The organism is Haloferax sp. s1, from assembly GCF_058382125.1.
Map to the genome: position 1 here is coordinate 1 of NZ_JBZRPK010000089.1, position 982 is coordinate 982.

Below are 982 nucleotides of genomic sequence, written 5' to 3' on the forward strand. Positions count from 1 at the left end.
GCTCGACGGACCGGCGACGTCGGTCGGGGTGACGCTCTTGATACGCGGCGAGGAGACGAGGTCGAACTGGAAGGTCCGCGTGAGTTCGTTACCCTCCGTGTCCGTCGCGGTGACGGTGAGCGTCTTCTGACCCTCTTCGAGCGAGTCGGTCGCGATAGTCGCGGTGCCGTTCGCGCCGAGCGAGAGCGTCTTCGAGTCGTTACCGAAGCTGTAGGTTGCCGAGTCGACGCCCGAGCCATCAGTAACGGAGAGGTTGATGGGCGTGCCGTACGGGGTCAGCCCCTGCGACGGCGTCTGGAGTCGAATCGTCGGCGGAAGCCGGTCGGACTTCGCGACCGTCAGCTTCGTGTTCGCCTCGACATCGTTGACTTCGACGGTGAAGTTCTCGATGTCGTCGGAGCCGAGTTCCTGCGGGGCGAGCGTCGAGACGGTCTTTTGTTCGGTCGCGTCGGGACCGACGACGAGCGTCTGCGTGGTGTTGTAGACTTCTTCCGTACTTTCGTTGGAGACGGTGTACGTCAGGTCGACAACGTCCGAGAGTCCGCCGGTGTTCTCGACTGTCGCGGTGATCGAGTAGCGCTCGGCGGTGTTGATAGTCGACGGAGCGACCGACACGTTGGTCACACTCGAATTTGCGGCCGCGACGACGCGGACGGACTTCGAGATGAGTTCGTCGCTCTCGGTCGAGCGTTCATCGATAGTGACGTTGTAGCTGCCGGCGGTGTTGAGCGTCTTCGTGAAGCTCACCGTCGTCGAGTTTCCGGGTGCCAGACTCCCGCTCTGCGACGTACCCTGTGTGGTCCCGTCGACGACGAGTGTCGCATTGTAGCTTCCTGCGATATCGCCGACGTTCTCGATGGTCGCGTTCTCGGTCACGTTGGAACCGGGGGGGACCTGCCACGGTGCTTCGGCCAGGTTACTGGATTCGAATGACGCTGGTGACTGTACGTCGAGTGAGCGCGCGTCGTCGGTGAACACGTTG

1 protein-coding gene is annotated in these 982 nt (G+C 62.5%); it reads right to left on the minus strand.

From position 1 onward, the window contains the following. Nucleotides 1–982: CARDB domain-containing protein (locus tag QT222_RS00610; protein ID WP_491475963.1), on the minus strand; the 982-nt coding region annotated here is incomplete at both ends.